A 26,853-nucleotide genomic window follows, 5' to 3' on the forward strand; every position below is an offset into this window, starting at 1 on the left:
CCCGGTCCGGTCACCAGCAGTGACATTCACATGGCGCTTATGTGACAGGTCGTAGCAACACGGGAGAAATCCCCTGAACGGACGCAACACCCCTGCGCGAAGGGAGGCGGATCCGGCATGGCGGGATCTTGGCGAACGGCGGCGATCACGACACTCGTGGGCGGCACCGGCCCTGCGACAGGATCGGTGCACCAGCCCGTACCGCTCGATCCCAGGAGTGCCCGATGACCAGCGCCGTTCTCTCCGTTCCGCCCGCCGAGCCGGCCGTCGCCGAGGCGCACTTCCTCTCCCGGCTCAGCTTCGAGGCCGATGTCTCGGACGTGCGCGCCGACCTCACGGCGGGTGTGCCCGGGCTGGTCCTCGTCGACTCGCGGAGCGAGGTCGCGTGGGCGCAGGGGCACATCCCGGGTGCGCTGCACCTGCCCACCGTCCGGATCCCGGAGCTGGCCGGGGAACTGGTCGACCGCGGGGCCACCGTCGTCACCTACTGCTGGGGGCCCGGCTGCAACGGTGCCACCCGGGCCGCGCTCGCCTTCGCCCGGCTCGGCTACCGGGTGAAGGAGATGCTCGGCGGCTTCGAGTACTGGGTCCGCGAGGGCTTCGCGTTCGAGACGGCCGAGGGCACCGAGCGGCGGCCGATCGACGACCTGACGGCCCCGCGCTCGGGCATCTCCTGCGCCTGCTGAGGCGGTGGGTCCGCGCCGGGCCCACGGTGGGCCCGCGCCGGGCTCACAGTTCGCGGATCTCGGGGCGGGTGAGGGCGTAGCCGAAGGCGCCGAGCAGGCAGAGGCCGGTGGTCGCGAGGACGCCGCCGCTCCCGAAGGTCTCGACCGCCGCGCCGGCCGCGATCACGGAGACCGGGAAGACGCCCAGCCCGCAGAAGGTGATGGCCGCCATCACCCGGGCCAGCAGGGCGGGCGGCGTGCTCTTCTGAACGCCGGTGACGACCAGGACGTTGGTCACCGTGCTGGCGCCGCCGGCGACGAGGAGCAGCAGCACGGCGCCGACCAGGCCGGTGAACGGCACCAGGCCGATCGCCGCGCCCATCACCAGCCCGGAGAGCATGGCCGTGCGGCCGCGCGAGCGCACCGCCGTGAGACCGGCCGCGAACAGGCCGCCGACCAGTGCCCCGCCGGTGAACGCGGCCAGCAGCAGGCCGAGGCCGACGGCGCCGGCGGCGAAGCCGTCGGTGGCCAGGGTCGGCAGGGCGACCCTGGTGGCGCCGCCGACCGTCAGATTGGCGACCACCGTCACTGTCAGCACCGCGCGCAGCAGCGGCGACTCCCGCAGCAGGGCGCGGAAGTTCCTCGGTACGGAGGCCCGTTCGGAGATCGGCCGGGGTGGTGCGACCGTGCTGCCGCGGCCGATCAGCAGCAGGGTCGCCGCCGACACGGCGAAGGTCGCGGCGTCCAGGCCCAGGGCGACGGCCGGGTTCAGCCAGGCGACCAGGGGTCCGGCGACGGCCGGGCCGAGCAGGCCGGCGCCGAAGGTCACGGTGCTGTTGAGCGCGTTGCCGGCGTGCAGGTCCTCGGCGGGCAGCAGGGTCGGGGTGATCGCCCAGGCGGCCGGCAGGAACACCCCCGCCCCGAGGCCGACCAGCAGCGCGAGCGCGCCGATCAGCCAGTAGTTCGCCGATCCTCCGGCGGCGGTCGCGCACAGTCCGGCGGTGGCGAGCAGCCGGCCGAGGTCGGCGGTCATCATCACCCGCCAGGCGCCGAACCGGTCGGCGAACATCCCGCCGAGCGGGGTGGCGACCAGCCGTCCCGCACCGTAGGCGGCGACGACCAGGCTCAGCTGACGGGCGCCGCCGCCGAGGGACTGGACCAGCAGCGGCAGGGCGACCACCTGGAACGCGTTGCCGAACTCGGAGGTGCCCTGGCCGATCACCAGCAGCCGGTAGCCGCGCGAGCGCAGCGGCGCGAGGCCGATCCGGGGGCGGAAGCGCAGCGGTCCGCCCGGCACGGCGCCGCGGTCGGTGCCCGCGCCGCCGCCCGTGCCCGTGCCCGTGCCGCTAGCCATCGAGCGAGACCGGGAGCGACTCCAGACCGCGCAGCATGATCGTGTTGCGCCAGGGCAGGGTCTCCTCGGCGGCGGCCAGCTCGATCCGGCTGAAGCGCTCCAGCAGACCGGTCAGCGCCACCTCGCTCTCCAGTTTGCCGAGGAAGGAGCCGAGGCACCGGTGCAGGCCCTGTCCGAAGGCCAGGTGGCCCGGGTCGTTCCGGTCCAGGACCAGCCGGTCCGGGTCGGTGAAACGGGCCGGGTCCCGGTTGGCCGCGCCGAGCGAGAGCAGCACCAGCTCGTCCGCCGGGATCTCCACGTCGTCGACCGTCACCTCGGCGTTGGTGAAGCGCATCGTGGCCATGCTCACCGGGGACTCGTAGCGCAGGAACTCGTCGATCGCGACCGGCATCATCGTCGGGTCGGCGCGCAGCCGGGCCAGTTCGTCCGGGTGGTGGAGCAGGGCGAGGGTGGCGGTGCCGAGCAGGTTGACGGTGGTCTCGTGGCCGCCGATCAGCAGCAGGAAGACCATCGAGAACACCTCCTTCTCGGTGAGTTCGCCCGCGTCGCAGGCCCGCACCAGGTCGGTGAGGATGTCGGTGCGCGGGGACGAGCGTCGGGCGATCATCAACTCCCGCAGGTAGTCGTTCAGTTCGCCGGTGGCCTGGTCGAAGGTCATGTCGCCGCCCTGGGTCAGGATCGCCGTCGACCAGGTGCGGAAGTCCCGCATGTCCTCCGGGGGGAAGCCCAGCAGCTCGCAGATGACCATGATCGGCAGCGGGAAGGCGAAGTCCGTCACCAGGTCGGCCGTCCCCCGCCCGCGCAGACCGTCCAGCAGGCCGCCGGCGATGCGCTCGACCATCGGCCGCATCAGGTCCACCCGGCGACGGGTGAAGACGCCCTGGATCAGACGGCGCAGCCTGGTGTGGTCCGGCGGGTCGCTGTTGAGCATGTGGACGACGTCCGAGCCGAGGGTCAGACCGGCGCCGCGGCCGCTGGCGATGGCCTGGCTGCGGCGGACGTCCTGCCCGAACCGCGGGTCCATCAGCGCGGTCCGGACGTCCTCGTACCGCGTCACCAGGTAGACCGGCAGGCCCTCGCCGAACTCCACCACGGAGACCGCGCCGGCCTCGCGAATCCGGGCGAGCGTGGGGTAGGGGTCGCGGATGAACGCGGACATCCGCGCGGCGGCGTCGTCGACCGCGGTGCTCATGGTTCTCTCCTCGGACGGGTGGGGCAGGTCGGGTCAGACGGTCAGCGACGGGAAGGGCCAGCGGCGCACCCGCATGGGCAGGAACCAGGCCCGGCCCGCCTGTTCGGCGATCAGACCGGCCTCGGCGAAGTCCCGGTGCACGGCCTCCGGCAGCAGACCGACCTCGACGCCCTCGGCCAGGGCGTCCAGTCGGGCCAGATGGCCGGGCTCGTCGACGGTGAACAGCTCCAGCGTCCCGAAGCGGCGGTCACGCACCTCCACGAAACCGGGGCCGCGCCGGTAGACGCACTTGCTCGGGAAGTAGCTCGCCCGCCAGTCGGCGGCGACCCCGGCCGCCGCACCGGTCAGCTCCGCGGGCGGGTAGAGGTGGTGGAACCTCCGCTGCTCGACGCAGCCGTCGGTGCAGACCGCGTGCCAGAGCACGGCCAGCCCCTGCCCGGTCGCGTCGCGCAGCAGCATCAGGGCCCGCGCCGAGGCCGCCGGCGCGTCGGCGCACAGCCGCACCGGTTCGGTCAGTCTCAGACAGCGGACGCCGGCCCGGTGCAGCTCGGTGATCTCCTCCCCCGCCGGTCCGGCCAGGGTCCGGCGGCCGAGCCCGATGCCCGGCAACTCCCGGACGGCGGGGTCGTAGTCGAGCCAGAGCTCGGCCTCCGGCCCGGCCGCCGACCAGGCTCCGGCGTCGGTCCGCTCAGCCGATCGGGACGGCATCCAGCACCTCCTCGGTCTCGGTGCGGGGACGGACGGCGGCGGGGCCGTGCCGGTGCCGCATCCGCATCAGCACCTGGTTGTCGGACTCGACGGCGACCTGGAGGTAGCTGTCCCCGTCGTGGAACAGCAGGCCCAGCGCGGTGAAGCGCGCCAGGACCGGTTCGGCCGCCGCCGCGCCGCCGGGGAGCTTCGCGGCCAGCGCGGCGGGCGAGCGGGGCTGGCCGAGCAGCCGGAAGGCAGCGATCTCCACCGGGTCGGTCAGCTCGGCCACCCGCCAGTCGTACCCGGGCCGGGTGTTGACCAGCACGATCCGCCCGCCCGCCTCCCGGTAGGTGAGCCGGCTGTCGGGGAAGCGGGCGAGCCAGGTGTCCACCGCCTCGCCCAGGCGCTCCGCGACCGGGCCGCCGATCCCCCGCGGCGGTGCGGTGAACACATAGGCCAGTTCGGCGAGTTCGCTCTCCGGCAGCCGGTAGGTCGCACGGTACTGGAAGGCCGGCCGGGTGATCTGGAAGCCCAGCTCCGGGCGGTCGAAGTACGGGCTGAACCGCTCGATCGCGATCCGTCCCGCACCGGTCGGCGGGTCCAGGTGGTGCAGTACGGGCAGTTGCCGGATCACCGACTCGTAGTCCTCCGGCTGCTCGCCCGGGAAGCCGTAGAGGTAGTTCCAGGTGACCGAGACGCCGGCGCTCTGCGCGTCCCGCAGCGCCCGCACGTTCTGGCAGCCCGTCACCCCCTTGTCCATGATCCTCAGGACCCGGGTGCTCAGGTTCTCGATGCCGGGCTGCACCTGGGCCGCGCCCGAGTCGCCGAGCAGCTGGAACTGGTGGCGGCGCAGATTGGCCTTGATCTCGAAGTGCAGCCGCAGGTCGACGGGGAGTTCGGCCAGGGACTTGAGGACGGTGTCGAAGTAGCCCATGTCCAGGATGTTGTCGACGACGTAGACGTCCAGCAGCTGGTGGCGCTCGGCGAGGGTGAGCACCTCGGCGAGGAAATCCGCCGGCGGCTTGGAGCGGAACTCCATCGAGGAGCCGTTGAGGCCGCAGAAGGTGCAGTGGTGCTTCTCCCCCCACCAGCAGCCCCGGGAGCCTTCCAGGACGAGCTTGGGGTCGACCCAGCCCGCCGCGACGGAGGCGTCCAGCCGCTCGTAGAAGCCGTCGTAGCGGGGTGTCAGGATCGCCGCGGGCGGCAGCGGGCGGCGCGACATCTCGTTGACGGTCGACTTCCCGGACGCGTCGCGCCAGCACAGCCCGGGGACGGCCGCGAGGTCGCCGCCCGCCAGCAGCGCCGGGAAGGCCGCCTCGCCCTCGCCGCGCACCACGTAGTCCAGGAAGGGGAAGTTGCGGTGCAGCGCGGCGCCCTGCGGGCCGTCGCAGTTGGCGCCGCCGAACACCGTGCGCACCTGCGGGCAGCGCTGCTTGAGCAGGCGGGCGGCGGCGAGGCTGGCCGTGTTCTGCTGGAAGGTGGTGGTGAAGCCGACCAGGTCCGGCGGGTCGGCGGCGAGTTCGTCCACCAGTCGCGCGATGAACTCGGGGGCGATCGCCCGGGTGGCCCGGGTGAGCGCCATCTCCTGCTCGCTCGCGCCGTTGGTGGCCAGGTACTCGAAGTACCGCTCGGGGTCGGCGGATTCGGCGAAGCCCGGAGCGGGCTCGTCGTCGCCGTACAGCGCGCCCGCGAACGCCCAGTCCCCCGCGCCCTGGAAGTAGGACTTCTCGGAGAAGTACTCGTAGTCGTCCACGCCGAATCCGGTGGTCCCGGCCGCCCAGTCCACGAAGTCCAGGTTGGCGTACCGTACTTCGACCTCGTGGCCGGCGCGGGCGGCGGCGGTGTGCAGGATCCCGAGCGCCAGCGACGGCACGTCGATCGCACCCCAGGGCATGTGCAGCAGGACGATACGCATGATGGCCACTTCTGTCGTGCGCGGACGGTGGACCCGGGCGGTGGGCGGGGACGGCAGGCGGAGTGCCGCTCCGGAGCGCCGGGGCGCCCCGGAGCGACCCGGAATCACTTCTTGGACTCCGGCTTCGGCTTCGGCTGCCCCTTGAGGGCGGGCGCGACCGGTGCGGCCTTGGTGATGTCGAGCGCGAAGTTCTGGACGATCACCGCGCCACGGTCACGCTCCGGGGTACCGATCGGGTCGTTCTGGATGCTGCGACGCTTCATGGCTGTTCACCTCCTTCCATCGGCTGGGCGGATCCCCCGGAGCGGTCGCCCCGGGGAGGTCGGTGGGGTGGTGCCGGCCAGGCCCGTCCGGCGAACCGGACCATCGCGGCCAGCACCGACCGGTGGTCGGCGGTCCGGCGGCTGTAGTGGCCGCCGTCCACCCTGAGCAGCTCGTGCGGCACCGCCAGCCGGCGCAGGTCCGCGGCGTAGCGGGCCACCTGCTCGGGCGGGCACCGCTCGTCGTCCCGCGAGACGACCAGCAGCACCGGCGAACGGACCCGGTGCACGTACGACCGCGGGTCGGCCGCGCGGTAGCGCTCGGGCACCTCGTCGGGACTCCCGCCGAAGAGCTGCCGGTCGAGTGCGCGCAGGGCCGGGGTGGTGCCGCGGTAGGTGGCGGGGTAGTCCGCGATCGGCTGGGCGGCCATGCCGAGCGACCACAGGTCCGGCTGGGCGCCCATCGCGAGCAGGGTCAGGTAGCCGCCCCAGGAGAACCCGCAGAGGCCGGTGCGGTCCGCGAGCGCCGTGCCGTCGGCGACCAGCTCGGCGCGGACGGCGGCCAGGTCCTCGATCTGGGCCAGCCCGACCCGGTGGTCGTACTCGTGCTGCCAGCGGGCCCCGTAACCGGTGGAGCCGCGGTAGTTGGTGCGCACCACCGCGTAGCCGTGGCCGACCAGGATGTTCACCCGGGGGTCGTAGGAGTCCCGGTCGTGGGTGGCGGGGCCGCCGTGCACCAGGAACAGCGTCGGCCACGGGCCCGGGCCGGGCGGGGTGCTGACGAAGCTGTGGATCCGCCCGTAGGGGCTGGGCGTCCAGCGGCGGCCGCGGGAGGTGCCGTCGAGGTCCGGGCCGGGGTGGTCCGGGTCCGCGTGGTCCGGGTCCGCGTGGTCCGGGTGGTCCGGGTGGTCCGGGTGGTCCGGGTCCAGGTCGGGGCCGGGGCGGGCCGTCGCCCCGGCTTCCGGACGCAGCACCAGCGGTCGGGGCGGGGTGGACTCCCGGCTCCAGACGCAGTGCAGGGTGCCGTCCGGGGCGCAGGACAGGTCGTGGATGGTGCCGCCGGGTGTGCCGAGCTCCCGGACCACGGGCGACGGGCCGAGGTCGGCGAGCAGCAGTCGGCTCCGCCCGGCCCGCTCGTGCTGGATCAGCACCCCGCGCGGACCCCGGTACCAGCCGGCCGATATCTGGGCGTCGAACGACAGGCCCGGGTAGCGGCGCAGGCCGGTGTCCGCGCGCCAGGTCGCGACCGTGTACCGATCGTCCTCCTCGACCACCAGCAGCAGTTCGGGGTCGAGGAGCGCGAGCGGGTCGAACTCGATCGGCCAGAGCCGCAGTCCGCCGCCCCCGGCCGCACGGACGGCCGGGCCCCCGTCCGTCCGCCACAGCAGCACCGCGTCGTCCCCGTCGGGCCGCCCGCCGAGGGCGAGCAGCCGACCGTCCGGCGACAGGTCGGCCAGGCTCAGGTACCCCGGCGCGGAACCGATCAGCCGCGCCTCGCCCGCGGGCGGTCCGACGTAGCAGTGCGAGGCCCCGTCGACGCCGACCGCCACCGCCGCGAGCGCGCCCGTCCGGTCGAAGGCGACGCCGTACGGGCGACCGGGCGGCACCCCCCGCAGCGCCTCGCCGTCCGCACCGCCGGCGAACGGCTCCCGGCGCCACCGGCCCCGCTCGTCGCTGTCGGCGTCGAACCACCAGATGGCGTCGCCGTCCGGCTCGATCTCGCTCAGGTGGACGCCGCCGGGCCGGTCGGTGACCACCCGGCGGCGGTCCGTCCGGAGGTCCCAGGCCACCGCCTGCCAGCGCTCCTCGACGAGCCGCGTCTCGACCGCGCGGTCCGCGGCGAGCGCGGCGAAGCCCGGGGACTGGTACGCCTGTGTCACGGACCCGCCCTTCCGGCTCGATGGTGGGAACAGGCTGCGCCGAACGATCGAGGAACCAGTGAACTCCTGTGACGTAAAGGTCACTTGTGGAGGAGCGCGGTCCACTCTAGGGGGGTGCTGCGGCCTCGAACAGACCTCTCGCACGGTTGACCGGAAGAAAATTGAAATGGACACCGCCCGACCGGGGGGAGCCGCCCCGGACGTGCCGGCCGTCCGCCGGACGCGGCCTCCCCCGCCGTCGCCCTCGGCGGACTCCGGACCTCGGCGTCAGCGCAGCGAGTCGATCCAGCGCTCCAGCCGGTCCCCCTCGGCCAGCATCAGTCCGGGGTCGCGGAGGGTGTTGGTGAGCAGCGAGATCCCCTGGTAGGCGGCGACCAGTGCGACGGCCAGCTCGCGGGAGTCCTCACGCCCCATCTCGGCGAACTGCGCCTCGGCCCAGTCGATCAGCCTGCGCACGACCTCCGCGACGGCGACGTCGAGGCCGTCGGCGCGCTTGTCGAGCTCGGACGCGAGACTCCCGGTCGGACAGCCGTACCGGGCGGTGAGTTCACGCTGTCCGACCCAGCCGGCCAGCAGCGCCTTCAGCCGCTCCTGGGGGTCGGGGAGCGCGTCGAGCCGTGCGATCAGCTCCTCCAGCCCGGCCCCGTGGGCCTGGATCGCGGCCTCGACCAGCTCGTTCTTGGTCTTGAAGTAGTAGTAGACGTTCCCGACCGGGACGTCCGCCACGCGGGCGATGTCGGCGAGCGTGGTCTGCTCCACGCCCTTCTCGTGCAGCACCCGCGCCGCCGCCGCGGCCAGCCGCTCACGTTTTCCCGGGGCGCGCCCGGCGCCCCTCGCGCCCCCCGCGGCCTTCGCACCCTCCGCCGTCCTCGAGGTCTTCACGGCCTTCGCCGCCTTCACGGCCTTCGCGGCCTCGGAGGTCTTTGAGTCAGTCACCTGACTAAGAGTAGACGCCTGACGCGGCGTCGGCTACGGTCGTTCTAAGTCAGCCAACTGACTAACTCAACCGGAGCGGCCGACTGCCGCTCCCCACAGGGGGGTTCACGATGATTGTTGTCACGGGTGCGACCGGGAACGTCGGCCGCGAGCTGGTCCGGACCCTGGTCGACGCCGGCGAGCGGGTGACCGCCGTCTCCCGTCGGCCGGGGCCGCTCCCGGCCGGCGTCCGGCACGTTCCGGCAGACCTCGCCGACCCGGCGAGCCTGCGCCCCGCCCTCGACGGTGCCACGGCCCTGTTCCTGCTGGTGGCCGGCGAGGAACCGCGGGAGATCCTCCGGCTGGCCCGTGCGGCCGGGGTGCGCCGGGTCGTCCTGCTGTCCTCCCAGGGCGTCGGGACGCGGCCCGAGGTCTACCGCCACGCCGCCGGGTTCGAGGAGGCGGTGCGCGACTGCGGCCTCGACTGGACGGTACTGCGCTCCGGCGGCCTGAACTCGAACGCCTTCGCCTGGGCCGAATCGATCCGCACCGATCGCACGGCCGCGGCACCGTTCGGCGACGTCGGACTGCCGTCCGTCGACCCGGCGGACGTCGCCGCGGTCGCCGCCGTCACCCTGCGCGAGGACGGCCACACCGGCCGGACGTACGAACTGACCGGCCCGGCCCCGGTCACCCCGCGCGAACGGGCCGAGGCGATCGGCGCGGCCCTGGGCACCCCGGTGCGGTTCGTCGAGCAGACCCGCGACGAGGCCCGGGCCCAGCTGCTGGCGTTCATGCCGGAGCCGGTGGTGGAGGGCACCCTCGCCATCCTCGGCCTGCCGCTGCCCGCCGAGCGGACGCCGGGCCCGGACGTCGAGCGCGTCCTCGGCCGCGCACCGCGCCCCTTCGCCGACTGGGCCGCCCGCACCGCCCCGGCGTTCCGCCGATGACCGCCGGAGGAGGAGAACCGACGAACCGTCATCACCTCGTGCCCTCCCGTCGGTCCACTCCGGTGCCGATGCCCCCGGGAACGCGGCCGTCGCGCTCCCGGGGGCCGGCCCCGGCCGGATCAGCCGAGGGTGGCACCGCGCTCGGCGGCCAGCTCCTCCAGGCCGTACCGGGCGACGTGCTCCGGGTTGGCCAGGTCGACGGTGCGGACGCCCTCGGCGGCCAGCCGCTCGTTGATCTCGTCCAGACGCTCCCGGACGACCTGCTTCTCGGCGTCGGTGGTACGGCCCTTGTGCGGACGGCCGGCGTGCTCCGGGCTCGCGTAGTTGACCCGCTCCCGCCCCGCCCCGGCGGCCGCGGCCTGCACCGGGACCGTCCGGGCGGCGACCCGCTCGGCGCCGCGCAGCACCTCCGCCATCGGCGTCGCCGTGGCCAGCCGGTCGAAGGCCTCGGCGGTCATGACGACCGTCTCCGGCTCCTCCCCGTCCGGGTGGTGCAGCTCGATCGTCACCAGGTCGAGCGCCAGCCCCCGCACCTCGGCCAGCTCCCCGACGAGCGCCTCGATCGCGACCGGCCCGTCGGTGAGGCCCGGGTGGGCGCGGACCACGACCCGCACCAGCTGGTCCTCGTCCTCTGCGTGCCGGCCGGTCAGGTCCGAGAACCGGATGATCTTCTGCCCCATGGCTTCCTCTCCTGCCCCTCATGATCAGCTCAGCGAGCCTACGGCCTGTCCCGCGGGGATCGGCCCCGGCATCGGCCCGGGGATTGGCCCGCCGAACGGCAGATGCGGCACAGTGGCCACATGAGCGCGGACACGAGGGGTCACCGGACATCGGGAGGGACGGCCCCCGGGCGGCGGCGGCCGGTGCAGCAGCGCAGCCAGGAACGCTACGGCAGGATCCTGGACGCGTGCGGCGCGCTGCTCGACGAGGCCGGGGCCGCCGCGCTCACCACCAAGGAGGTGGCCCAGCGCGCCCAGGTGCCGATCGGCACCCTGTACCAGTTCTTCGCGGGCAAGGAGGACCTGCTCGCCGCGCTGGCCGGCCGCAACCTGGACCACTACCTGCACCGGCTGGACGACCGGCTGCGCGCCGAGGCCCCCACCGGGCCGGCCGGGTTCACCGACCTCGCGGTGGACGAGTTCGTCGTGATGAAGCGGACCGTCCCCGGCTTCGGCCAGGTGGACTTCGGACTCACCGGACCGGCCGCACCGGGCGGTGTGCACGACGACCGGCACCTGCTGGACGCCGAGGTGGACAACAACACGGCCGTCGCACTGCGGCTCCAGGCCCTCGGCGGCACCCTGTTCGGCACCACCGACCCGGCCGCGCTGACCCTCGCCCTGCGGGTGGTGCTGGAAGCGGCCGACGCGGTGCTCAAGCTCGCCTTCCGCACCGACCGGGACGGCGACCCGGCGATGATCACCGAGTGCAAGCGGCTGGTCCGGTGCTACCTGGCCGACCTGCTCGGGCCGCGCTGAACCGCACCGTCCCGTGCGGCGCCCGGACGCGCCGTTGCGGGCCGTGCGCGCCCGCAGCAGAGTGGAGGGAGCGGACGGGGAGCCGAGCGGCCCCGTCGGCCGCCGGTGTCCGCACACACCCGAGGAGCACGACCATGCACGCAGCGGTAGGTGACCAGCTCCACGTCCACAGCCGGGCGGTGGGCATGGTCGACCAGAAGGGCGAGATCGTCGAGGTGCGCGGCCAGGACGGCTCGCCGCCGTACGTGGTCCGCTTCGAGGACGGCCACACCGGCCTGGTCTACCCGGGCCCGGACTGCAACATCGAACCCCGCGGGGCGACCCGCTGACGCCACCGCCCACCGCCCCGCGGCCGTCCGGCCCGGGGCGGTGAGCCGTGTCCCTCCCACCCTGGACGGCACGGCTCCTCGCCGAGGCCGCGCCCGAGCTGCCGGGGCCGCTCGCCGCGCTCGCGCCGCTGCTGCAGGAGTACGGCTACGCGCTGGTGGCGCTGTTCGTGCTGCTCGACAACTGCGCCGTCCCTGCACCCGGCCAGACCGTGCTGGTGCTGGCCGCCGTCTACGCGGGCACCGGACAACTCGACCTCGCCGCCGTGGTGGCGATCGCCTTCACGGCGGCGGTGCTCGGCAACACCCTCGGCCATCTGATCGGTGCCACCGGCGGCCGGGCCTTCGTCCACCGCTGGGGCCGGTACGTGCTGCTCACCCCGGAGCGGACGGCCCGCGCGGAGGTGTTCTTCGCCCGGCACGGCGGCAAGGTGGTGACGGTGGCCCGGTTCGTCGACGGCCTGCGGCAGACCAGCGGCCTCATCGCCGGGACGACCGGCATGCCCTGGCGCCGCTTCCAGGTGTTCAACGTGCTCGGCGCGGCGCTCTGGGTCGGGGTGTGGGCGGCCGTCGGCTACGTCGCCGGGGCCAACGTCGGCACGGTGTGGCGGACGGCGGTGCGCTACCAGCTCTGGCTGCTGGCCACGCTCGGCCTCCTGGTCGCCGCCCTCGTCGTCCGTCAGTTGCTGCACCGCCGCCGGCGGCGGCGGGCCGAACCCGAGGCACGGGAAGCACCGGAGGCACGGGAAGCACCGGAAGAACCGGAAGAACCGGAGGCACCGGAAGAACCGGAGGATCAGGCAGCAGGGGAGGACCCGCGGCGGGATCGACCGCAGGAGCCCTGAGAGCGGCACCCGCGCCCGGTTGCGGGGGCCGTCCCGGCCGGTGAGCCTGGAAACCACCGGCTGGGAGGCGAGGATGAGCGGACCCGGCACCCCGACGGACTCCGTACCGGCCGGCCAGGTCCGGCCGCCGCGCGACCGGACGGTGGCCGTCGCCGTGCTCGCGGCCACCGTGCTGCTGCTGGCCGCGCAGGCGGTGAGCGGCAGCAGCGCACGGCTCGTGCTGCTGCTGGTGTTCGTGCCCGCGCTGCTGGCCGGCCTGGGCACGCTCGCGCAGACCGTCGCCGCCGCGATCTGGGTGACCGGGGTGATCGTGATCAGCTCGCTGGTCTTCCCCACGCCGTCGGTGGCCGGGCGCGCGCTGACCCTGGTGGCCGTCGTCCTCGCGCAGACGGTCGGCGTGCTGCTCTGCGCGCGCCGCCTGCGCCGGGACCGCGAACTCTTCCGGATGCGGCAGACCGCCGTCGCCCTCCAGCGCCAGCTCCTGCGCCCGCTGCCCGCCCCGACCCGGCACGCCGGGCTGGACGGCCGCTACCGCCCGGTCGAGGAGGACGCCCTCGTCGGCGGCGACCTCTACGACATCGCCGACACCCCGTACGGCACCCGGGTCCTCGTCGGCGACGTCCAGGGCAAGGGCCTGCCCGCGATCGGCGCCGGCTTCGCCGTGCTCGGCGCCTTCCGCGAGGCGGCGTTCCGCGATCCGACGCTCACCGCGGTGGCGCAGGCGCTGGAGAACGCCGTCGCCCGGCACAACGCCTACGCCGCACAGAGCGGCGAGGACGAGCGCTTCGTCACGGCGACCGTGTTCGGCCTGGACGACGGCAGCACCGTCCAGGCCGTCAACTGCGGCCACCTCGCCCCCTATCTGCTGGGCGACGAGCGCGAACCCGGGGCCGTCCCGCTGGCCGCCGGGGTCCCGCTCGGGCTCGCCGAGCTCGCCGGAGAGGTCCGCGCCGTGCAGCGGTTCGAACTGGCCGAGGGCGAGACCCTGCTGCTGGTGACCGACGGCGTGACCGAGGCCGCGGACGCCGAGGGCGAGTTCTACCCGATCGACCGGCGGCTGCGGGGGCTGTCCGACCGCTCCCCGGACGCGCTCGCCGGGGCCGTCGAGGAGGACGTCCGGCGCCACAGCCACGGCCCGCTGCGGGACGATCTCACCATCCTCACCCTGCGCCGCGCAGCCGGGGGCGACGGGCCGGACGGGGGCGCTCGGCCGAACGGGAGCCACCGGCCGAGCGGGGCCTGAGGCCCTCCGCCGAGGACCTCAGCCGAGCGGGAACACCTCGAACGGGACGGCGAAGCGGGTGCCGAGCCGGGTGCCCGCCGCGCGGCCGAAGCCCTCCAGGAAGCCGCGCGCGTCCGCCATCGCGCCGCCGAGGCCGGCCAGGTACGCCTTGTGCTCCTCCAGCGAGGCCACCCCCCGGTCGAAGTGCTCGGTGATGTCGACCGCGTGCCCGGACTCCGGCGAGCCGGAGACCAGGATCGCCCGCACCCCGTTCCACGGCTCGTGGCCCTCCGCGGTCAGCTCGCGGAAGATCCAGCGGTTGCCCGCGTCCCGCACCCCGTCGAGAACGGCCCGGCCGACCGCGATGTGGTCGGCCTGGTTGAGGTACGGCCCGCCCCAGGTGTCGTGGAAGTTGATCGTGACGACGACGTCGGGGCGGTGCCGGCGGACGGCGCGGGCGATGTCCCGGCGCAGCGGCAGTCCGTTCTCGACGGTGCCGTCGGGGTGGCCGAGGAACTCGACGGTGTCGACGCCGACCACGGCCGCGGAGGCGATCTGCTCCGCCTCGCGCAGCGGGCCGCACGACTCCGGCTCCATGCTGTCGATCCCGGCCTCGCCGCTGGTGGCCATCACATAGACGACCTTCTTGCCCTGGTCCGTCCAGCGGGCGACGGCGGCGGCCCCGCCGTACTCCATGTCGTCGGGGTGGGCGACGACCACGAGGGCGCTCTGCCAGTCCTCGTCGAGGTGCTCGAACGGCTTCGGCTGCGGCTCGGTCATGGTGCTGCCTCTCCCTGGAACCGGTGCGCGCGATGGAAACGCACCGTGCGGTCGTACGGTCCGACGGTCCTACCGGACGCGACTCTAGAAGATCATCGGACCGCCCGGGATGCGATTCGGGACAATTACAAAGATGCAGAGGATTCTCTGCAGATACCTCTATGCAGAGGATCCTCTGCAATCTAGGCTGCCGTCATGACCACCGAATTCCCCGCCGCTCCGGAACCCCCCGCCGCTCCCGGACCGCCCGATCCCCCGGGACCGCCGCAGCGCCGCCTGGACGCCCGCAGTCTGCGCGGGCTCGCGCACCCGCTGCGGATGCAGATCTTCGAGCTGCTCAACCTCGACGGGCCCGCGACCGCGACCCGGCTCGCCGAACGGCTCGGCGAGAACACCGGCACCGTCAGCTGGCACCTGCGCCACCTCGCGGAGCACGGATTCATCGAGGAGGAGACCGGGCGCGGCACCAAGCGGGAGCGCTGGTGGCGGCGGGTGGAGGTGTCCAACCGGCTCGACACCGCCGACTTCCGCGACGACCCGGACACCCGCGGCGCGGTCTCGCTCTATCTGAACCAGCTGGTCCAGCAGTACTTCAACCGGGTCAACGACTACATCACCGAGGACTGGCCGGACGAGTGGCGCAACGTCGGCACCATCTCCGACTGGCGCCGGCTGCGGCTGAACCCGGCCCAGCTCCAGGCGCTCAACGACGAGATCTTCGCCGTCGTCGAACGCCACACCCCGGCCCCGGACGCCGCCCCGGACCCGGCGGCGCTGCCGATCGTCGTCCAGCTCCAGTCCTTCCCGCGACGGTCCCGTACCGACGCGGCCGGGAGCGCCGAGTGACGGGCGACGGGCGCCGCCGCAGCCTGCTGCGCCGCCACCGGGACTTCCGGCTGCTCTGGTGCGGCGAGACCGCCGGCAAGTTCGGCGCCTCCGTCACCGGCGTCGCGATGCCGCTCGTCGCCGTCTCCGAGCTGCACGCCTCCACCTTCCAGATCGGCCTGCTCAGCGCCGCCTCCTGGGCACCCTGGCTGGTCATGGGCCTGCCGGCCGGCGTCTGGGTGGACCGCTTACCCCGCCGGACCGTGATGCTGGCGGCCGCCGCCGTCTCGCTCGTCCTGTTCACCGCCGTCCCCGCCGCAGCCTGGGCCGGGCGGCTGAGCACCGGTCTGCAGCTGGCGGTCGCCCTGCTCACCGGCACCGCGGCGGTGTTCTTCCAGACCGCCTACACCGCCTACCTGCCCGACCTGCTCTCCCCCGCCGACCAGCCCGAGGGCAATGCCAAGCTGCACGGCAGCGCCTCCGCCGCCCAGATCGCCGGCCTCGGCTCCGGCGGCCTGTTCGCCCAGCTCGCCGGCGCCGCCAACGGCATGCTCGCCAACGCCGCGACCTTCCTGGTCTCGCTGCTCTGCCTGGGCCGGATCCGGCACCGCGAGACCCCGGCCGACCGCGCCGGGCGCGGCGCCGACCGGGCGTTGCGGCGCGAGATCGGCGAGGGCCTGCGGCTGGTCGCCCGGGACCGCTGGCTGCGCACCCTCACCCTCTACGGCGCCACCTCCAACCTGGCCCTGATGGGCTACCAGTCGATCCTGGTCGCCTTCCTGGTGCGCGAGGTCGGACTCGCCCCCGGCACCGTCGGCGGACTGGTCGCGGCGGCCGGCGGTGGCGGAGTGGTCGGCGCCTTCGCCGCCCGCCGGGTGGCCGCCCGGGTCGGCACGGCGCGCGCGATGATCCTGTTCGAGCTGGGCCTGCCCGTGCTCGCCCTGCTGATCCCGCTCACCGGGACCGGCGCGGGCATGCTCTGCTACGCCGTCGGCGGCTTCGGGGTCTCGGCCGGGGTGGTGGCCGGGAACGTCATCAAGTCCGGCTTCCAGCAGCACTACTGCCCGCCCGAGCTGCTCGGCCGGATCACCGCGAGTGCCGCCGTGCTCAACTACGGCACCATCCCGGTCGGCGCCCTGCTCGCCGGTGTGCTCGGCACCGCGGTGGGCCTTCGCCCGGCGATGTGGATCACCACGGCCGGGGTGCCGCTGGCGGCGCTGGTCCTCCTGTTCTCCCCCGTCGGCCGGGTCCGCGACCTCCCCACCACCCGCCGCCCGGCCGACCCGGCCCCCGCACCGGCACCGGCGCCGGCGCCCGGCACCACCGCCGCCCCCGCCTGACCCGCCCTCACCCGCGCGGTGGGCCCCCGGGCCGGCCCGCCCCGCCCGTGCCCGCTCCGCCCGTGCCCCGCCCCGCCCCTGCCCGCTCCGCCCGTGCGCGCCGCGCCCGGGGCCGTACCGCCGGGCACCGTAGGTTTGGCCCATGGCACAGCGCGCACACGGCGTCCGGCTCTCGCCGCCGACCTGGCTGACGGCCGGCCTGCGGCCGCAACCCGCGCCGGTGCCGTGGGCGGCGGTGGCCCGCGCCGCGGTGGCGCTCTCCGCGCCGCTGGCCGTCGGCCTCGCCGCCGGGCGGCCCGCGTACGGCGCGCTGGTCTCGATGGGCGCCCTGTCCGGCGTGATCGGCGACACCGCCGACGCCTACCGGATGCGGTTCTTCAACATCGCCGTCCCCCAGCTCTTCGGCGCCGTCGGCGTCACCCTCGGCACCCTGGTGTACGGCCGCGACTGGACCGCCGTCGCCGTCCTCACCCTGGTGGCGCTGGTCTCCGGGATGATCTCCTCGATCGGCTCGGTCGCCTCCGTCTCCGGACTGCTGCTGCTCCTCAACGCCGTCGTCGGGGCCGGGCTGCCGATGCCCCGCCCGTGGTGGACGGCACCGCTGCTGCTCACCGCCGGCGGGGCCGTGGTGCTGCTGCTCACCCTGTTCGGCTGGCCACTGCGCGGCGGCGTCCCCGAACGGGCGGCGGTCGCCGCCTCCTACCGCGCGGTCGCCGGGTTCGTCCGGGCCGCGGGCACCCCCGAGCACGACGAACGGCGGCAGGCCGTCACCCAGTCGCTCAACACCTCCTACGACCTGCTGCTCACCCACCGCACCCGCCGGCACGGCCGCTCCCCCGGGCTGACCCGGCTGATCGCCGGACTCAACGCGCTGATCCCGATCGTCGAGGCGGCCTCCGCCGCCAAACTGCGCCCGGCCCGGCTGGGCCCGCTGCCGGAGGCCTGGCCGGCGGCCGTGCTGGCTCTCGCCGACAGCATCGAGCGAGGCCCCCGGACCGGTGCCGCCGTCGCACTCGACCTGCCCGCGCCCACCGGCCCCTCGGAACGCGCCCTGGACCGGGCGCTGCGCTACGCGGCCGCCGTCGCCGCCGAGCCCGACCACGCGCACGCCGCCGATCCCGACCGGCTCGGCCGCCCCGCCGCCCCCTGGGTGCGGACCCGGCGCGCGGCCCGGGCGGCGCTGCTCTCCGGCGCGTCCTGGCGCTACGGCCTGCGGCTGGCGCTCTGCATCGGCCTGGCCCAGGTGGTGGTGTCGGTGCTGCCGGTGCCCCGCTCCTACTGGGTCGCGCTGACCGTCACCTTCGTCCTCAAACCGGACTTCGGCTCGGTGTTCTCCCGGGCCGTGCTGCGCGCCCTCGGCACCGCCGGCGGGCTGCTGCTCGCCGTGCCGGTACTGGCCGAGGTGCCGCGCGGCTGGTGGGACGTGCCGACCGTCGCGGTGCTGGCCGCACTGATCCCGGCCTTCTCCGCCAAGGGGTACGCGTTCCAGACCGCGGCCATCACCCCGGTCATCCTGCTGCTGTCCGACCTGCTCAACCACCAGGGGTTCGGACTCGTCCTGCCGCGGCTCTACGACTCGCTGATCGGCTGCGGGATCGCGCTGGTCGCCGGGTACCTGTGCTGGCCGGAGTCCTGGCACACCCGGATCGGCGACCGGCTGGCCGACACCGTGGCGGACGCCGCCGCGTACGTGGCACTGGCCTTCGCCGGCGCCCCCGGCCACGACCGCCCGGCCCGGCCGCTCCGGCGCCGGCGCCTCTACCGGGACCTCTCGGCGGTCCGCTCCGAGTTCCAGCGCGCGCTCACCGAACCGCCGCCGACCGGACCGCGGGCGGCGGCCTGGTGGCCACTGGTGATCGCGGTGGAACGGGTGGTGGAGGCGACGACCGCCACCCGGGTCCGGGTCGAGCACGGGGAACCGGCGCCACCGCCGGGCGAGGTCGCCGCCATCGCGGCGGACCTGGCCGCGCTGGCCGGGGCGCTGCGCTCCGGCACGCCCCTGCCGGGGCCGGACGGGGAGGCGGCCGCGCGGCCGGCCGCCGTCGCGGCGACCGGCCCCGCCGCACCCGACGTGCTCGGCCCGCTGCGCAGCGAGGTCCGGGCCGCCTGCGCCATCGCCTCCCCGGTGCTCGGCTGAGCGACCCACCCCGGACCGCGGCCGTACGGGCCCCGCGCGTCCGACCGCCCCGCCCCCGGTCCTGGATCCCCCCCCGGTCCTGGATCCGCCCTCAGTCCTGGATCCGCCGCCAGGGCCGGTCCGTCTCCAGGGCGAACGCCAGCTCCAGCAGCACCCGCTCCTCCCCGTGCGCCGCCGACAGGTGGACGCCGATCGGCAGGCCCTCGGCGCTCGCACCGGTCGGCAGCGCGATCGCCGGGCCACCGGTGACGTTGTTGACCGGTGTGATCGCCACGTACCGGGTGAGCCGGTCGATCAGCTCCTCGAAGGCGACGTTCGGGCTCAGGTACCCGATCGGCGGTGCGACGTGCGCCAGCACCGGCGAGAGGACCACGTCGTGGGTCCGGAACATCCCCGCGTACGTCTCCTCGGCGTGCCGCAGCCGCCGGACCACCCCCGGCACCCGGCGGAACTCCCGGTGGAAGAGCCGCCGCAGGCCGGTGGTCAGCCCGTCGAGACGGCTCGCCCGGAAACCGGGGTCGACGGTCAGCCGGCCCGTGGTGGCGATCAGGAAGGCGATGTAGCCCCAGTAGAGGACGAAGTCGCGGGAGAACTCCTCGCCGAACGGCATCACGGCCGGGGTCACCTCGTGCCCCAGGGCCTCCAACCGGGCCGCGGTCGCCTCGACCGCCGCCCGGGTCGCCGCGTCGCTGGGTGCGACCGGCGAGTCCACCACCAGGCCCACCCGCAGCCGGCGCTCGCCCGGGCCCTCGACCAGGCCGAGCGGGGGCAGCGCGGGATTGCGGTAGTGGCGTTCGGCGGCGGCGAAGAACGCGGCGGTGTCGCGCACGGAGCGGGTCAGCACGCCGTCCGTCACCAGGTCCACCGGCAGCCGGCGGCCCTGGGCGTTGGCCACCACCCGGCCCCGGGTGGGCTTGAGTCCGACCAGCCCGCAGCAGGCGGCCGGGATCCGGATCGACCCGCCGCCGTCGTTGGCGTGCGCGATCGGGACCACGCCGGAGGCGACCAGGGCGGCCGCGCCGCCCGAGGAGGCGCCCGGGGAGTGCGAGGTCAGCCAGGGGTTGCGGACGGGTCGGGCGGAGGCGAACTCGGTGGAGGCGTTGAGCCCGAACTCCGGCAGCCGGGTCTTGCCGAGAACACCCAGGCCGGTGCCGAGGAACTGCTCGGCGAAGCCGGCGCTGCGGCGCACGGGCCTGGCCCGGTAGGCCGAACTGCCCTGGCCGGTGGGCATCCCGCGCAGGTCGGTGTTGTCCTTCAGATAGCTGGGCACGCCGTACAGCGGAGCGTCCCGCACGCTTCCGTCCGCCGTGTGCGGCCGCCCGTACGCGGCGAAGGCGACCGGGGCGAGCGCGGCGTCGACCCGTCCGGCCCGGGCCGCCGCGGCCGCGGCCAGCTCGGCGGGGGCGACCTCACCGGCCCGCACCAGGGCGGCCAGCGCCACCGCGTCGTGCTCCCCCAGCGCGTCGTCCGCGTACGCGTGCACCCGCTCGTCGGCCATCCGGACTCCCCATCCCTGCCAGTCGGTGGCGGCGCCCGCGGATACGTACCTACCCGCCGGTAATGCCGCGCGAGCTGAGCAGTCTAGGGGCGGAGCGGCGTGTGCGACAGCCTGTGTCCCGCACGCCGGCCCGTCCTGCGGACGCGGAACGACCGCCCGGGCGCGGCGCCCGGAGCGCCGGTGGTGTCGAAGCCACTGCGGGAATCCCGGGGCACGGGCGTCGGCGACCTCGCCCTCCTGCGGAGTGCCGCGTGCCCGCCGAAAGCCGGGTGGGGCGCGTACGGACCTCGTATACGCTGGCCGGACGAGGGCCGGCCCGGGGGGCTGACGCCCCGGGGCCGGTTCCGACGCAGCAGTACCCGACCGACGACCGCGTCAACCGAAAGCTGGTCCGCATGATCGAGCTCGACTTCGACGACGACGGCTTCCGCCGCAACGGCGTGCCGCACCGGATCGTCTCCGGCGCTCTGCACTACTTCCGGGTGCACCCGGAGCTGTGGGACGACCGGTTGGCCCGCCTGCGCGCGCTGGGTCTCAACACGGTGGACACCTACATCCCCTGGAACTTCCACGAGCTTCCCTCCGGCGAGCTGGACTTCACCGGCTGGCGGGACATCGCGCGGTTCGTCCGGACCGCCGAGCGGCACGGGCTGGACGTCATCCTGCGCCCGGGTCCCTACATCTGCGCCGAGTGGGAGTCGGGCGGCCTGCCGGCCCGGCTGCTCGCCACGGAGGCGACGGGGCTGCGCAGTTCCGACCCGGCGTTCCTGGCCGAGGTGGACGGCTGGTTCGACGCCGTGGTGCCCGAACTGCTGCCGCTGCTGGGCAGCCGGGGCGGTCCGGTGGTGGCCGTGCAGGTGGAGAACGAGTACGGGAGCTACGGCACCGACGCCGCCTACCTCGCCCATCTGCGCGACGGTCTGCTGGCGCGCGGGGTGGACTGCCTGCTGTTCACCGCCGACGGTTCCGAGGACTTCATGCAGCAGGGCGGCGCGATCCCGGGGCTGCTGGCAACCGGGACCTTCGGCTCGCGGGCGCCGGAGCGCTTCGAGGTGCTGCGGCGGCAGCAGCCCAAGGGGCCGCTGGCGGCGATGGAGTTCTGGATCGGCTGGTTCGACCGGATCGGCGAGCCGCACCACGTCCGGGACGCCGCGGAGACGGCGGCCTCGCTCGACGAGCTGCTCGCGACCGGGGCCTCGGTCAACCTGTACATGGCGCACGGCGGCACCAACTTCGGTTTCTGGGCGGGGGCCAACCACTCGGGAACCGGGCCGGACACCGCCGGCTACGAGCCGACCGTGACCAGCTACGACTACGACGCGCCGATCGGCGAGGCGGGCGAGCTGACCGACAAGTTCCACGCCCTGCGGTCCGTCATCGGCAAGTACCTGCCGCTCCCCGAGGGTGAACTCCCCTCTCCGCTGCCCCGCTTGGCGCCCCGCCGACTGGAGCGGGCGACCGGGCGGGCACGGCTGCTGGACTCCCTGGACGCGCTGTCGACACCCGTCCACCGGCCGACCACCGAGCCGATGGAGCGGGTCGGCCAGTCGCTCGGCCTGATCCACTACCGGACGCGTGTCCCCGGCCCGCGCCCCGAGATGCCGCTGCGGATCGACGGCATCGGGGACCGCGCGCAGGTCTTCGCGGACGGCCGCCCGATCGGTGTGCTGGACCGCAACGACCCGGGTGCGACACTGCGGCTGGCCGCCGGCCCGGCCGGGGTCACCCTGGACATCCTGGTCGAGGCCCTGGGGCGCGCCAACTACGGGCCCCAGCTGGACGATCGCAAGGGCATCCGGCGCGGCGTCTCGCACGAGCGCCAGCGGCTGCACGGCTGGGAGATCCGGCCGCTGCCGCTCGCCGACCTCTCCGCCCTGGCCTTCGGCGACGCCGTCGGCACCACCGACGGCGACCCGGCCTTCCACCGTTTCGAGACCGAGGTCGACGCGCCGGCGGACGCCTTCCTCGCCCTCCCGGGCTGGGGCCGGGGGCTGCTCTGGCTGAACGGTTTCCTGCTCGGCCGCTACACCGCGGAGGGCCCGCAGCGCACCCTGTACGCGCCGGGTCCGCTCTGGCTGGCGGGCCGCAACACCCTGGTGGTGCTCGAACTGGACCGGCACGCCGAGGCGTTGGAGATCCGCGACGAGCCGGACCTCGGCCCCACCACCCGCGCGCCCAGCGCGGACTACTGAGGCCCCCGAGGGGCTCCGTCCCGCGTCCGGGCGGGGCCCCTCGGCCACGCGAACCGCCGCCGTACTACTCGACGGTGACGCTCTTGGCCAGGTTGCGCGGCTTGTCGACGTCGCGCCCCAGCGCCACCGCCGCGTGGTACGCGAGCAGCTGGAGCGGGATGTTGAGCAGCAGCGGGTCCAGCTCGGGCTCGCTCCTGGGCACCAGGATGCAGTGGTCCGCGAGCTTGGCCTCGGGCCGGCGGTGGGCGACGGCGAGGACGCGGCCGGAGCGGGCCTTGATCTCGCCGAGGGTGGTGAGGTTCTTGTCGAGCAGCTCGTCGTCCGGGACGAGGGCGACGGTGGGCAGCTCGGGGCTGATCAGCGCCAGCGGGCCGTGCTTCAGCTCGCTCGCCGGGTAGGCCTCGGCGTGGACGTAGGAGATCTCCTTGAGCTTCTGCGCGCCCTCGCGGGCGACGGGGTAGCCGCGCACCCGGCCGATGAACATCATGCCCTCCGACCCGGCGTACTCGGCGGCGAGTTCGGCGATGGCGTCGCTCTGCGCGAGGACCTCGCGGATCTGGTCGGGCAGCGCCTTGAGGGCGGAGACGATCCGGCGGCCGTCGGCGGGCGAGAGGTCGTGGATCCGGCCGAAGTGCAGGGCGATCAGCGCGAAGGCGACGACGGTGGAGGTGAACGCCTTGGTGGAGGCGACCGAGATCTCCGGACCGGCGTGCAGGTAGATGCCGCCGTCGCACTCGCGGGCGATGGCGCTGCCGACGGTGTTGACGACGCCGAGCACCCGGCCGCCCTTGCGCTTGACCTCCTGGACGGCGGCGAGCGTGTCGTAGGTCTCGCCGGACTGGCTGACCGCGATGTAGAGGGTGTCGGCCTCGATCACCGGGTTGCGGTAGCGGAACTCCGAGGCGGGCTCGCTGTGCGCGGGGATCCGGGCGAGCTCCTCGATCAGCTGGGCGCCCATCTCACCGGCGTAGTAGGCGGAGCCGCAGCCGAGGATCTTGACCCGGCGGATCTCGCGCAGTTCGCGGGCATCCAGGTTGAGGCCGCCGAGGTGGGCGGTGGCGAACCGCTCGTCGAGGCGGCCGCCGAGGGTGCGCTCGACCGAGCCGGGCTGCTCGTGGATCTCCTTGAGCAGGAAGTGCTCGTAGCCGCCGGTGTCGTAGGAGTCGATCTCCCAGTCCACGGTGGACGGCTGGCGGTGGGTGGTGCGGGCGTCCTCGGTGAAGGTGCGGAAGCCGTCGGCGCGCACGGTGGCCAGCTCGCCGTCCTCCAGGTGGACCACCTGGCGGGTGTAGCGAACCAGGGCGGAGACGTCGGAGGCGACGAACATCTCCTTCTCGCCGATGCCGAGCACGATCGGGCTGCCGTTGCGGGCGACCACGATCCGGTCGGGCTGCTCGGCGTCGAGGACGGCGATGCCGTAGGTGCCGACGACCTTGCCGAGGGCGGCGCGCACGGCCTCCTCCAGCTCCACGCCCTCGGCGGCGTGGGCGGCGATCAGGTGGCCGAGCACCTCGGTGTCGGTCTCGGAACGGAAGACCGCGCCGTCGGCGGCCAGCTTGGCCCGCAGCTCGTCGGCGTTCTCGATGATGCCGTTGTGGACGACGGCGATGCGCTCGGCGTTGTCGAGGTGCGGGTGGGCGTTGGCGTCGCTGGGGACACCGTGGGTGGCCCAGCGGGTGTGGCCGATGCCGGTGGCGCCCTTGAACCGGGCGGGGACGGCGGCGGCCAGGTCGGCGACCCGGCCCTTGACCTTGCGGACCTTGATGCCGCCGGTGCGTCCGGCGACGGCGACGCCGGCCGAGTCGTAGCCCCGGTACTCCAGTCGGGCGAGGCCCTCCAGCAGGAAGGGGGTCGCGTCCTTGGGGCCGATGTAGGCCACGATTCCGCACATGGTGGTGGGCTCCTTGGTTGCTTGGTTCCTTGGTTCCGGCTCCGCTACCGGTAGCGGTGGCGGCCGGTTCCGGCGCTCGCCGCTCCGGCACCGGCAGTCGCCGTTCCGCTCCGGCACCGGCCGGTCAGCCGTAGACGATCCGGCGCAGCTGGCGGGCCGAGAGCTCCGGAGCCGCGACCCGGCGGGCGGGCAGCTCCTCCGCGAGCCGGGCGAAGATCTTCTCGTTGGTCAGGCCGCGCGCCTGCAGCTCGCCGTGACGGCGGCGGACGTACTCCTCGGTGGTCTCGGAGAAGTACGCCAGCACCTCCGCCACCACCCGCGCCGCCTCCCGGGGCCCGAGCGGGCTGGTCCGGGTGAGGTGGGCGAGGAGGTCTTCGTGAGGGTGCGAGGAACCGGTCGGGCTGGACACAGTCGGTGAGCCTAGGCGGCCCTCCCGGGAAAGATCAAAGATCCTGCCCGAAATCGGGCAGGATTCAGCGTCAATCGGCGCAGTGCCGGGGTCTTGTCCGCATCCGGGCCATCACGTAGCGTGATGCCCTGCTCACACACCGGGGGGTCGCGGGTGACCAGGGGGGCTGGAGCATCGAAAGAGTGTCGGAAGAACCGGAGGCTTGCTGATGTGCGGGATCACCGGATGGGTCGCCTACGACCGCGACCTGACCCTCGAACGCGACGTGCTCGACGCCATGACGGCCACCCAGCTCTGCCGCGGCCCGGACGACGGCGGCTCCCGGCTGGAGCGGCACGCCGCCCTCGGCCACCGGCGCCTCGCCGTGCTCGACCCCGGGGGCGGCGCCCAGCCGATGACGGCCGAGCACGACGGCCGGCTGCTGGCCGCCCTCAGTTACAACGGCGAGGTCTACAACCACCACGAGCTGCGCGCCGAGCTGGTGGCCGCCGGCCACCGCTTCCGCACCCGCTGCGACACCGAGGTGGTCCTGCGCGGCTACCTCGAGTGGGGCGAGCGCGTCGCCGAGCGGCTCAACGGCATGTTCGCCTTCGCGCTCTGGGACGCCCGCGCCGAGGAACTCCTCCTGGTCCGCGACCGGATGGGCGTCAAGCCGCTGCACTACCACCCCACCCCGGACGGCGTCGTCTTCGGCTCGGAACCCAAGGCGCTGCTCGCCCACCCCGCGGTGCGCCCGGTGGTCGACCTGGACGGGCTGCGCGAGCTGATCGCCATGACCCGCACCCCCGGCCTCACCCCGTACCGGGGCATCGCCGAGGTCCGGCCCGGCCACCTGGTGCGGGTCCGGCGCGGCGGCGTCTCGGTGCACCGCTACTGGGCGCTGGAGGCACGCCGGCACACCCAGGACCTCGCCACCACGATCGGCACCGTCCGGGCCCTGCTGGAGGACATCGTCCACCGCCAGCTGGAGGCGGACGTGCCGCTCTGCTCGCTGCTCTCCGGCGGTCTCGACTCCAGCGCGGTCACCGCCCTGGCCGCCCGCAACCTGGACGCGGCAGGCACCGGGCCGGTCCGCTCCTTCGCGGTCGACTTCACCGGGCAGAGCGAGCACTTCCGCCCGGACGCGATCCGCACCACCCCGGACCGGCCGTACGCGGAGCTGCTCGCCCGGCACGTGGGCGCCGACCACTCGGTGATCGAGCTGGACAGCGCCGCCCTCACCGATCCGGCGCAGCGGCTTGCCACCCTGCGCGCCCGGGACCTGCCGGGCGGCGTCGGCGACATGGACACCTCCCTGCTGCTGCTCTTCCGCAGGGTCCGCGAGCACTCGACGGTCGCACTGTCCGGCGAGTCCGCGGACGAGCTGTTCGGCGGCTACCGCTGGTTCCACGACCCGAAGGCCCTCGACACCGACGACTTCCCGTGGGCGGCCGCGGTCAGCGGCTTCGGCGGCGCGGGCACCGGCCCGCGCGAGCAACTGCTGGACCGGGAGCTGCTCGCCAAGCTCGACCTGCCCGGCTACCGGCGCGCCCGGTACCGGGAGGCGCTCGCCGAGGTGCCGCACCTGCCGGACACCGAGCCGTTCGAACGGCGGATGCGGGAGGTGTCGTACCTCAACCTGACCCGCTTCGTCCGGATCCTGCTGGACCGCAAGGACCGGATGAGCATGGCCGGCGGGCTCGAGGTGCGGGTGCCGTTCTGCGACCACCGGCTGGTGCAGTACGTCTTCAACACGCCGTGGACGATGAAGTCCTTCGACGGCCGGGAGAAGAGCCTGCTGCGCGCCGCCGTCCGGGACGTGCTGCCGGCCGTGATCGCCGACCGGGCGAAGAGCCCGTACCCGATCGTCCAGGACCCGCGCTACCCGGAGCTGCTCCGCCGCGGCCTCGCCGGGCTGGCCGCCGACCCCGCTTCCCCCGCCCTCGCCCTGCTCGACCGCCGTGAGCTGGCCGACGCGCTCGCCCCGGACACCGACCCGCAGACGGTCCGGCTGGCGGCCGATCTGGCCCTGGACCTGGACACCTGGCTGACGGAGTACCAGGTGTCGCTCGAGCTCTGACCCCGGGCGCCCCGGGTGGTGCGCCGTTGC

At 74.5% G+C, this 26,853-nt stretch carries 23 protein-coding genes; 11 read left to right on the forward strand and 12 right to left on the reverse strand.

All coding sequences use genetic code 11. From position 1 onward, the window contains the following. The first annotated feature begins 224 nt into the window (after window positions 1–224). A complete protein-coding gene (locus ACIPYS_RS16335; protein WP_093859204.1) occupies window positions 225–686 on the forward strand; it encodes a rhodanese-like domain-containing protein in 462 nt (153 codons plus the stop codon). A gap of 43 nt (window positions 687–729) precedes the next feature. Here the strand turns inward: ACIPYS_RS16335 and ACIPYS_RS16340 are convergent, their stop codons facing one another. The 7 genes from ACIPYS_RS16340 to ACIPYS_RS16370 form a co-directional block, all read right to left on the reverse strand. Further along, window positions 730–2,019 (reverse strand): MFS transporter, encoded by a 1,290-nt coding sequence (locus tag ACIPYS_RS16340; RefSeq protein ID WP_400746721.1) that lies wholly within the window; start codon window positions 2,017–2,019, stop codon window positions 730–732. Then, the gene (locus ACIPYS_RS16345; RefSeq protein WP_093859206.1) at window positions 2,012–3,211 is read right to left on the reverse strand and encodes a cytochrome P450; all 1,200 of its coding nucleotides are present in this window, start codon (window positions 3,209–3,211) and stop codon (window positions 2,012–2,014) included. Before ACIPYS_RS16345 ends, ACIPYS_RS16340 begins: the two co-directional genes overlap by 8 nt. A 33-nt stretch (window positions 3,212–3,244) precedes the next feature. Next, entirely contained in the window at window positions 3,245–3,919 is a 675-nt protein-coding gene (locus ACIPYS_RS16350; protein WP_093859207.1) for a DUF5825 family protein, read from the reverse strand. Then, a complete protein-coding gene (locus ACIPYS_RS16355; RefSeq protein WP_400746725.1) occupies window positions 3,900–5,816 on the reverse strand; it encodes a RiPP maturation radical SAM C-methyltransferase in 1,917 nt (638 codons plus the stop codon). Before ACIPYS_RS16355 ends, ACIPYS_RS16350 begins: the two co-directional genes overlap by 20 nt. A gap of 104 nt (window positions 5,817–5,920) precedes the next feature. Beyond that, window positions 5,921–6,079 (reverse strand): hypothetical protein, encoded by a 159-nt coding sequence (locus ACIPYS_RS16360; protein ID WP_167349777.1) that lies wholly within the window; start codon window positions 6,077–6,079, stop codon window positions 5,921–5,923. Then, entirely contained in the window at window positions 6,076–7,956 is a 1,881-nt protein-coding gene (locus ACIPYS_RS16365; protein WP_400746728.1) for a prolyl oligopeptidase family serine peptidase, read from the reverse strand. The genes ACIPYS_RS16360 and ACIPYS_RS16365 overlap by 4 nt, the downstream gene beginning before the upstream one ends. A gap of 267 nt (window positions 7,957–8,223) precedes the next feature. Next, on the reverse strand, window positions 8,224–8,838 hold the full coding sequence (locus tag ACIPYS_RS16370) for a TetR/AcrR family transcriptional regulator (protein WP_197698795.1): 615 nt from the start codon (window positions 8,836–8,838) through the stop codon (window positions 8,224–8,226). Between the two features lie 164 nt (window positions 8,839–9,002). Here ACIPYS_RS16370 and ACIPYS_RS16375 point away from each other — a divergent pair, with 164 nt between their 5' ends. After that, on the forward strand, window positions 9,003–9,821 hold the full coding sequence (locus tag ACIPYS_RS16375) for an SDR family oxidoreductase (protein ID WP_400746731.1): 819 nt from the start codon (window positions 9,003–9,005) through the stop codon (window positions 9,819–9,821). 119 nt (window positions 9,822–9,940) lie between these two features. Here the strand turns inward: ACIPYS_RS16375 and ACIPYS_RS16380 are convergent, their stop codons facing one another. Beyond that, a complete protein-coding gene (locus ACIPYS_RS16380; RefSeq protein WP_093859212.1) occupies window positions 9,941–10,501 on the reverse strand; it encodes a hypothetical protein in 561 nt (186 codons plus the stop codon). Window positions 10,502–10,621: 120 nt separating this feature from the next. Here ACIPYS_RS16380 and ACIPYS_RS16385 point away from each other — a divergent pair, with 120 nt between their 5' ends. The 4 genes from ACIPYS_RS16385 (at window position 10,622) to ACIPYS_RS16400 (ending at window position 13,713) form a co-directional block, all read left to right on the forward strand. Beyond that, complete coding sequence (locus ACIPYS_RS16385; protein WP_093859213.1) at window positions 10,622–11,299, forward strand: TetR/AcrR family transcriptional regulator; 678 nt, start codon at window positions 10,622–10,624, stop codon at window positions 11,297–11,299. 134 nt (window positions 11,300–11,433) lie between these two features. After that, complete coding sequence (locus ACIPYS_RS16390) at window positions 11,434–11,628, forward strand: DUF1918 domain-containing protein (RefSeq protein WP_400746735.1); 195 nt, start codon at window positions 11,434–11,436, stop codon at window positions 11,626–11,628. Between the two features lie 47 nt (window positions 11,629–11,675). Continuing rightward, complete coding sequence (locus ACIPYS_RS16395) at window positions 11,676–12,470, forward strand: DedA family protein (RefSeq protein ID WP_400746738.1); 795 nt, start codon at window positions 11,676–11,678, stop codon at window positions 12,468–12,470. 73 nt (window positions 12,471–12,543) lie between these two features. Then, the gene (locus tag ACIPYS_RS16400) at window positions 12,544–13,713 is read left to right on the forward strand and encodes a PP2C family protein-serine/threonine phosphatase (protein ID WP_400746741.1); all 1,170 of its coding nucleotides are present in this window, start codon (window positions 12,544–12,546) and stop codon (window positions 13,711–13,713) included. Window positions 13,714–13,731: 18 nt separating this feature from the next. Here ACIPYS_RS16400 and ACIPYS_RS16405 read toward each other — a convergent pair whose 3' ends face one another. Continuing rightward, entirely contained in the window at window positions 13,732–14,472 is a 741-nt protein-coding gene (locus tag ACIPYS_RS16405; protein WP_093859216.1) for a PIG-L deacetylase family protein, read from the reverse strand. 195 nt (window positions 14,473–14,667) lie between these two features. Here ACIPYS_RS16405 and ACIPYS_RS16410 point away from each other — a divergent pair, with 195 nt between their 5' ends. The 3 genes from ACIPYS_RS16410 to ACIPYS_RS16420 all read left to right on the forward strand — a co-directional run bounded on the left by ACIPYS_RS16410 (window position 14,668) and on the right by ACIPYS_RS16420 (window position 18,774). After that, on the forward strand, window positions 14,668–15,318 hold the full coding sequence (locus ACIPYS_RS16410) for an ArsR/SmtB family transcription factor (protein ID WP_400746745.1): 651 nt from the start codon (window positions 14,668–14,670) through the stop codon (window positions 15,316–15,318). Further along, entirely contained in the window at window positions 15,315–16,637 is a 1,323-nt protein-coding gene (locus ACIPYS_RS16415; protein WP_400746747.1) for an MFS transporter, read from the forward strand. The genes ACIPYS_RS16410 and ACIPYS_RS16415 overlap by 4 nt, the downstream gene beginning before the upstream one ends. Window positions 16,638–16,779: 142 nt before the next feature. Further along, window positions 16,780–18,774 (forward strand): FUSC family protein, encoded by a 1,995-nt coding sequence (locus tag ACIPYS_RS16420; RefSeq protein ID WP_400746751.1) that lies wholly within the window; start codon window positions 16,780–16,782, stop codon window positions 18,772–18,774. 91 nt (window positions 18,775–18,865) lie between these two features. Here the strand turns inward: ACIPYS_RS16420 and ACIPYS_RS16425 are convergent, their stop codons facing one another. Beyond that, a complete protein-coding gene (locus tag ACIPYS_RS16425) occupies window positions 18,866–20,272 on the reverse strand; it encodes an amidase (RefSeq protein WP_400746753.1) in 1,407 nt (468 codons plus the stop codon). Window positions 20,273–20,667: 395 nt separating this feature from the next. Between ACIPYS_RS16425 and ACIPYS_RS16430 the strand changes: the two genes are divergently transcribed. Continuing rightward, window positions 20,668–22,464, forward strand: a complete 1,797-nt coding sequence (locus ACIPYS_RS16430) for a beta-galactosidase (protein ID WP_400746756.1) — start codon at window positions 20,668–20,670, stop codon at window positions 22,462–22,464. A 64-nt stretch (window positions 22,465–22,528) separates the two neighbouring features. Here ACIPYS_RS16430 and glmS read toward each other — a convergent pair whose 3' ends face one another. Further along, on the reverse strand, window positions 22,529–24,355 hold the full coding sequence (gene glmS, locus ACIPYS_RS16435; RefSeq protein WP_093859221.1) for a glutamine--fructose-6-phosphate transaminase (isomerizing): 1,827 nt from the start codon (window positions 24,353–24,355) through the stop codon (window positions 22,529–22,531). Between the two features lie 124 nt (window positions 24,356–24,479). Beyond that, on the reverse strand, window positions 24,480–24,764 hold the full coding sequence (locus ACIPYS_RS16440) for a hypothetical protein (RefSeq protein WP_093859222.1): 285 nt from the start codon (window positions 24,762–24,764) through the stop codon (window positions 24,480–24,482). Window positions 24,765–24,972: 208 nt separating this feature from the next. Between ACIPYS_RS16440 and asnB the strand changes: the two genes are divergently transcribed. Beyond that, on the forward strand, window positions 24,973–26,823 hold the full coding sequence (asnB, locus tag ACIPYS_RS16445) for an asparagine synthase (glutamine-hydrolyzing) (RefSeq protein ID WP_400746760.1): 1,851 nt from the start codon (window positions 24,973–24,975) through the stop codon (window positions 26,821–26,823). The last annotated feature ends 30 nt before the right edge of the window (window positions 26,824–26,853 follow it).

Source organism: Kitasatospora sp. NPDC089913 (assembly GCF_044748625.1).
Classification (GTDB): Bacteria; Actinomycetota; Actinomycetes; order Streptomycetales; family Streptomycetaceae; genus Kitasatospora.

Excerpts from the sequence above, each read along its gene's own strand:
- ACIPYS_RS16335 (WP_093859204.1), top strand. The coding sequence starts at position 225 with ATGACCAGCGCCGTTCTCTCCGTTCCGCCCGCCGAGCCGGCCGTCGCC.
- ACIPYS_RS16340 (WP_400746721.1), bottom strand. The coding sequence starts at position 2,019 with ATGGCTAGCGGCACGGGCACGGGCACGGGCGGCGGCGCGGGCACCGAC.
- ACIPYS_RS16345 (WP_093859206.1), bottom strand. The coding sequence starts at position 3,211 with ATGAGCACCGCGGTCGACGACGCCGCCGCGCGGATGTCCGCGTTCATC.
- ACIPYS_RS16350 (WP_093859207.1), bottom strand. The coding sequence starts at position 3,919 with ATGCCGTCCCGATCGGCTGAGCGGACCGACGCCGGAGCCTGGTCGGCG.
- ACIPYS_RS16355 (WP_400746725.1), bottom strand. The coding sequence starts at position 5,816 with ATGCGTATCGTCCTGCTGCACATGCCCTGGGGTGCGATCGACGTGCCG.
- ACIPYS_RS16360 (WP_167349777.1), bottom strand. The coding sequence starts at position 6,079 with ATGAAGCGTCGCAGCATCCAGAACGACCCGATCGGTACCCCGGAGCGT.
- ACIPYS_RS16375 (WP_400746731.1), top strand. The coding sequence starts at position 9,003 with ATGATTGTTGTCACGGGTGCGACCGGGAACGTCGGCCGCGAGCTGGTC.
- ACIPYS_RS16380 (WP_093859212.1), bottom strand. The coding sequence starts at position 10,501 with ATGGGGCAGAAGATCATCCGGTTCTCGGACCTGACCGGCCGGCACGCA.
- ACIPYS_RS16385 (WP_093859213.1), top strand. The coding sequence starts at position 10,622 with ATGAGCGCGGACACGAGGGGTCACCGGACATCGGGAGGGACGGCCCCC.
- ACIPYS_RS16390 (WP_400746735.1), top strand. The coding sequence starts at position 11,434 with ATGCACGCAGCGGTAGGTGACCAGCTCCACGTCCACAGCCGGGCGGTG.
- ACIPYS_RS16400 (WP_400746741.1), top strand. The coding sequence starts at position 12,544 with ATGAGCGGACCCGGCACCCCGACGGACTCCGTACCGGCCGGCCAGGTC.
- ACIPYS_RS16405 (WP_093859216.1), bottom strand. The coding sequence starts at position 14,472 with ATGACCGAGCCGCAGCCGAAGCCGTTCGAGCACCTCGACGAGGACTGG.
- ACIPYS_RS16410 (WP_400746745.1), top strand. The coding sequence starts at position 14,668 with ATGACCACCGAATTCCCCGCCGCTCCGGAACCCCCCGCCGCTCCCGGA.
- ACIPYS_RS16420 (WP_400746751.1), top strand. The coding sequence starts at position 16,780 with ATGGCACAGCGCGCACACGGCGTCCGGCTCTCGCCGCCGACCTGGCTG.
- ACIPYS_RS16425 (WP_400746753.1), bottom strand. The coding sequence starts at position 20,272 with ATGGCCGACGAGCGGGTGCACGCGTACGCGGACGACGCGCTGGGGGAG.
- ACIPYS_RS16430 (WP_400746756.1), top strand. The coding sequence starts at position 20,668 with ATGATCGAGCTCGACTTCGACGACGACGGCTTCCGCCGCAACGGCGTG.
- glmS (WP_093859221.1), bottom strand. The coding sequence starts at position 24,355 with ATGTGCGGAATCGTGGCCTACATCGGCCCCAAGGACGCGACCCCCTTC.
- asnB (WP_400746760.1), top strand. The coding sequence starts at position 24,973 with ATGTGCGGGATCACCGGATGGGTCGCCTACGACCGCGACCTGACCCTC.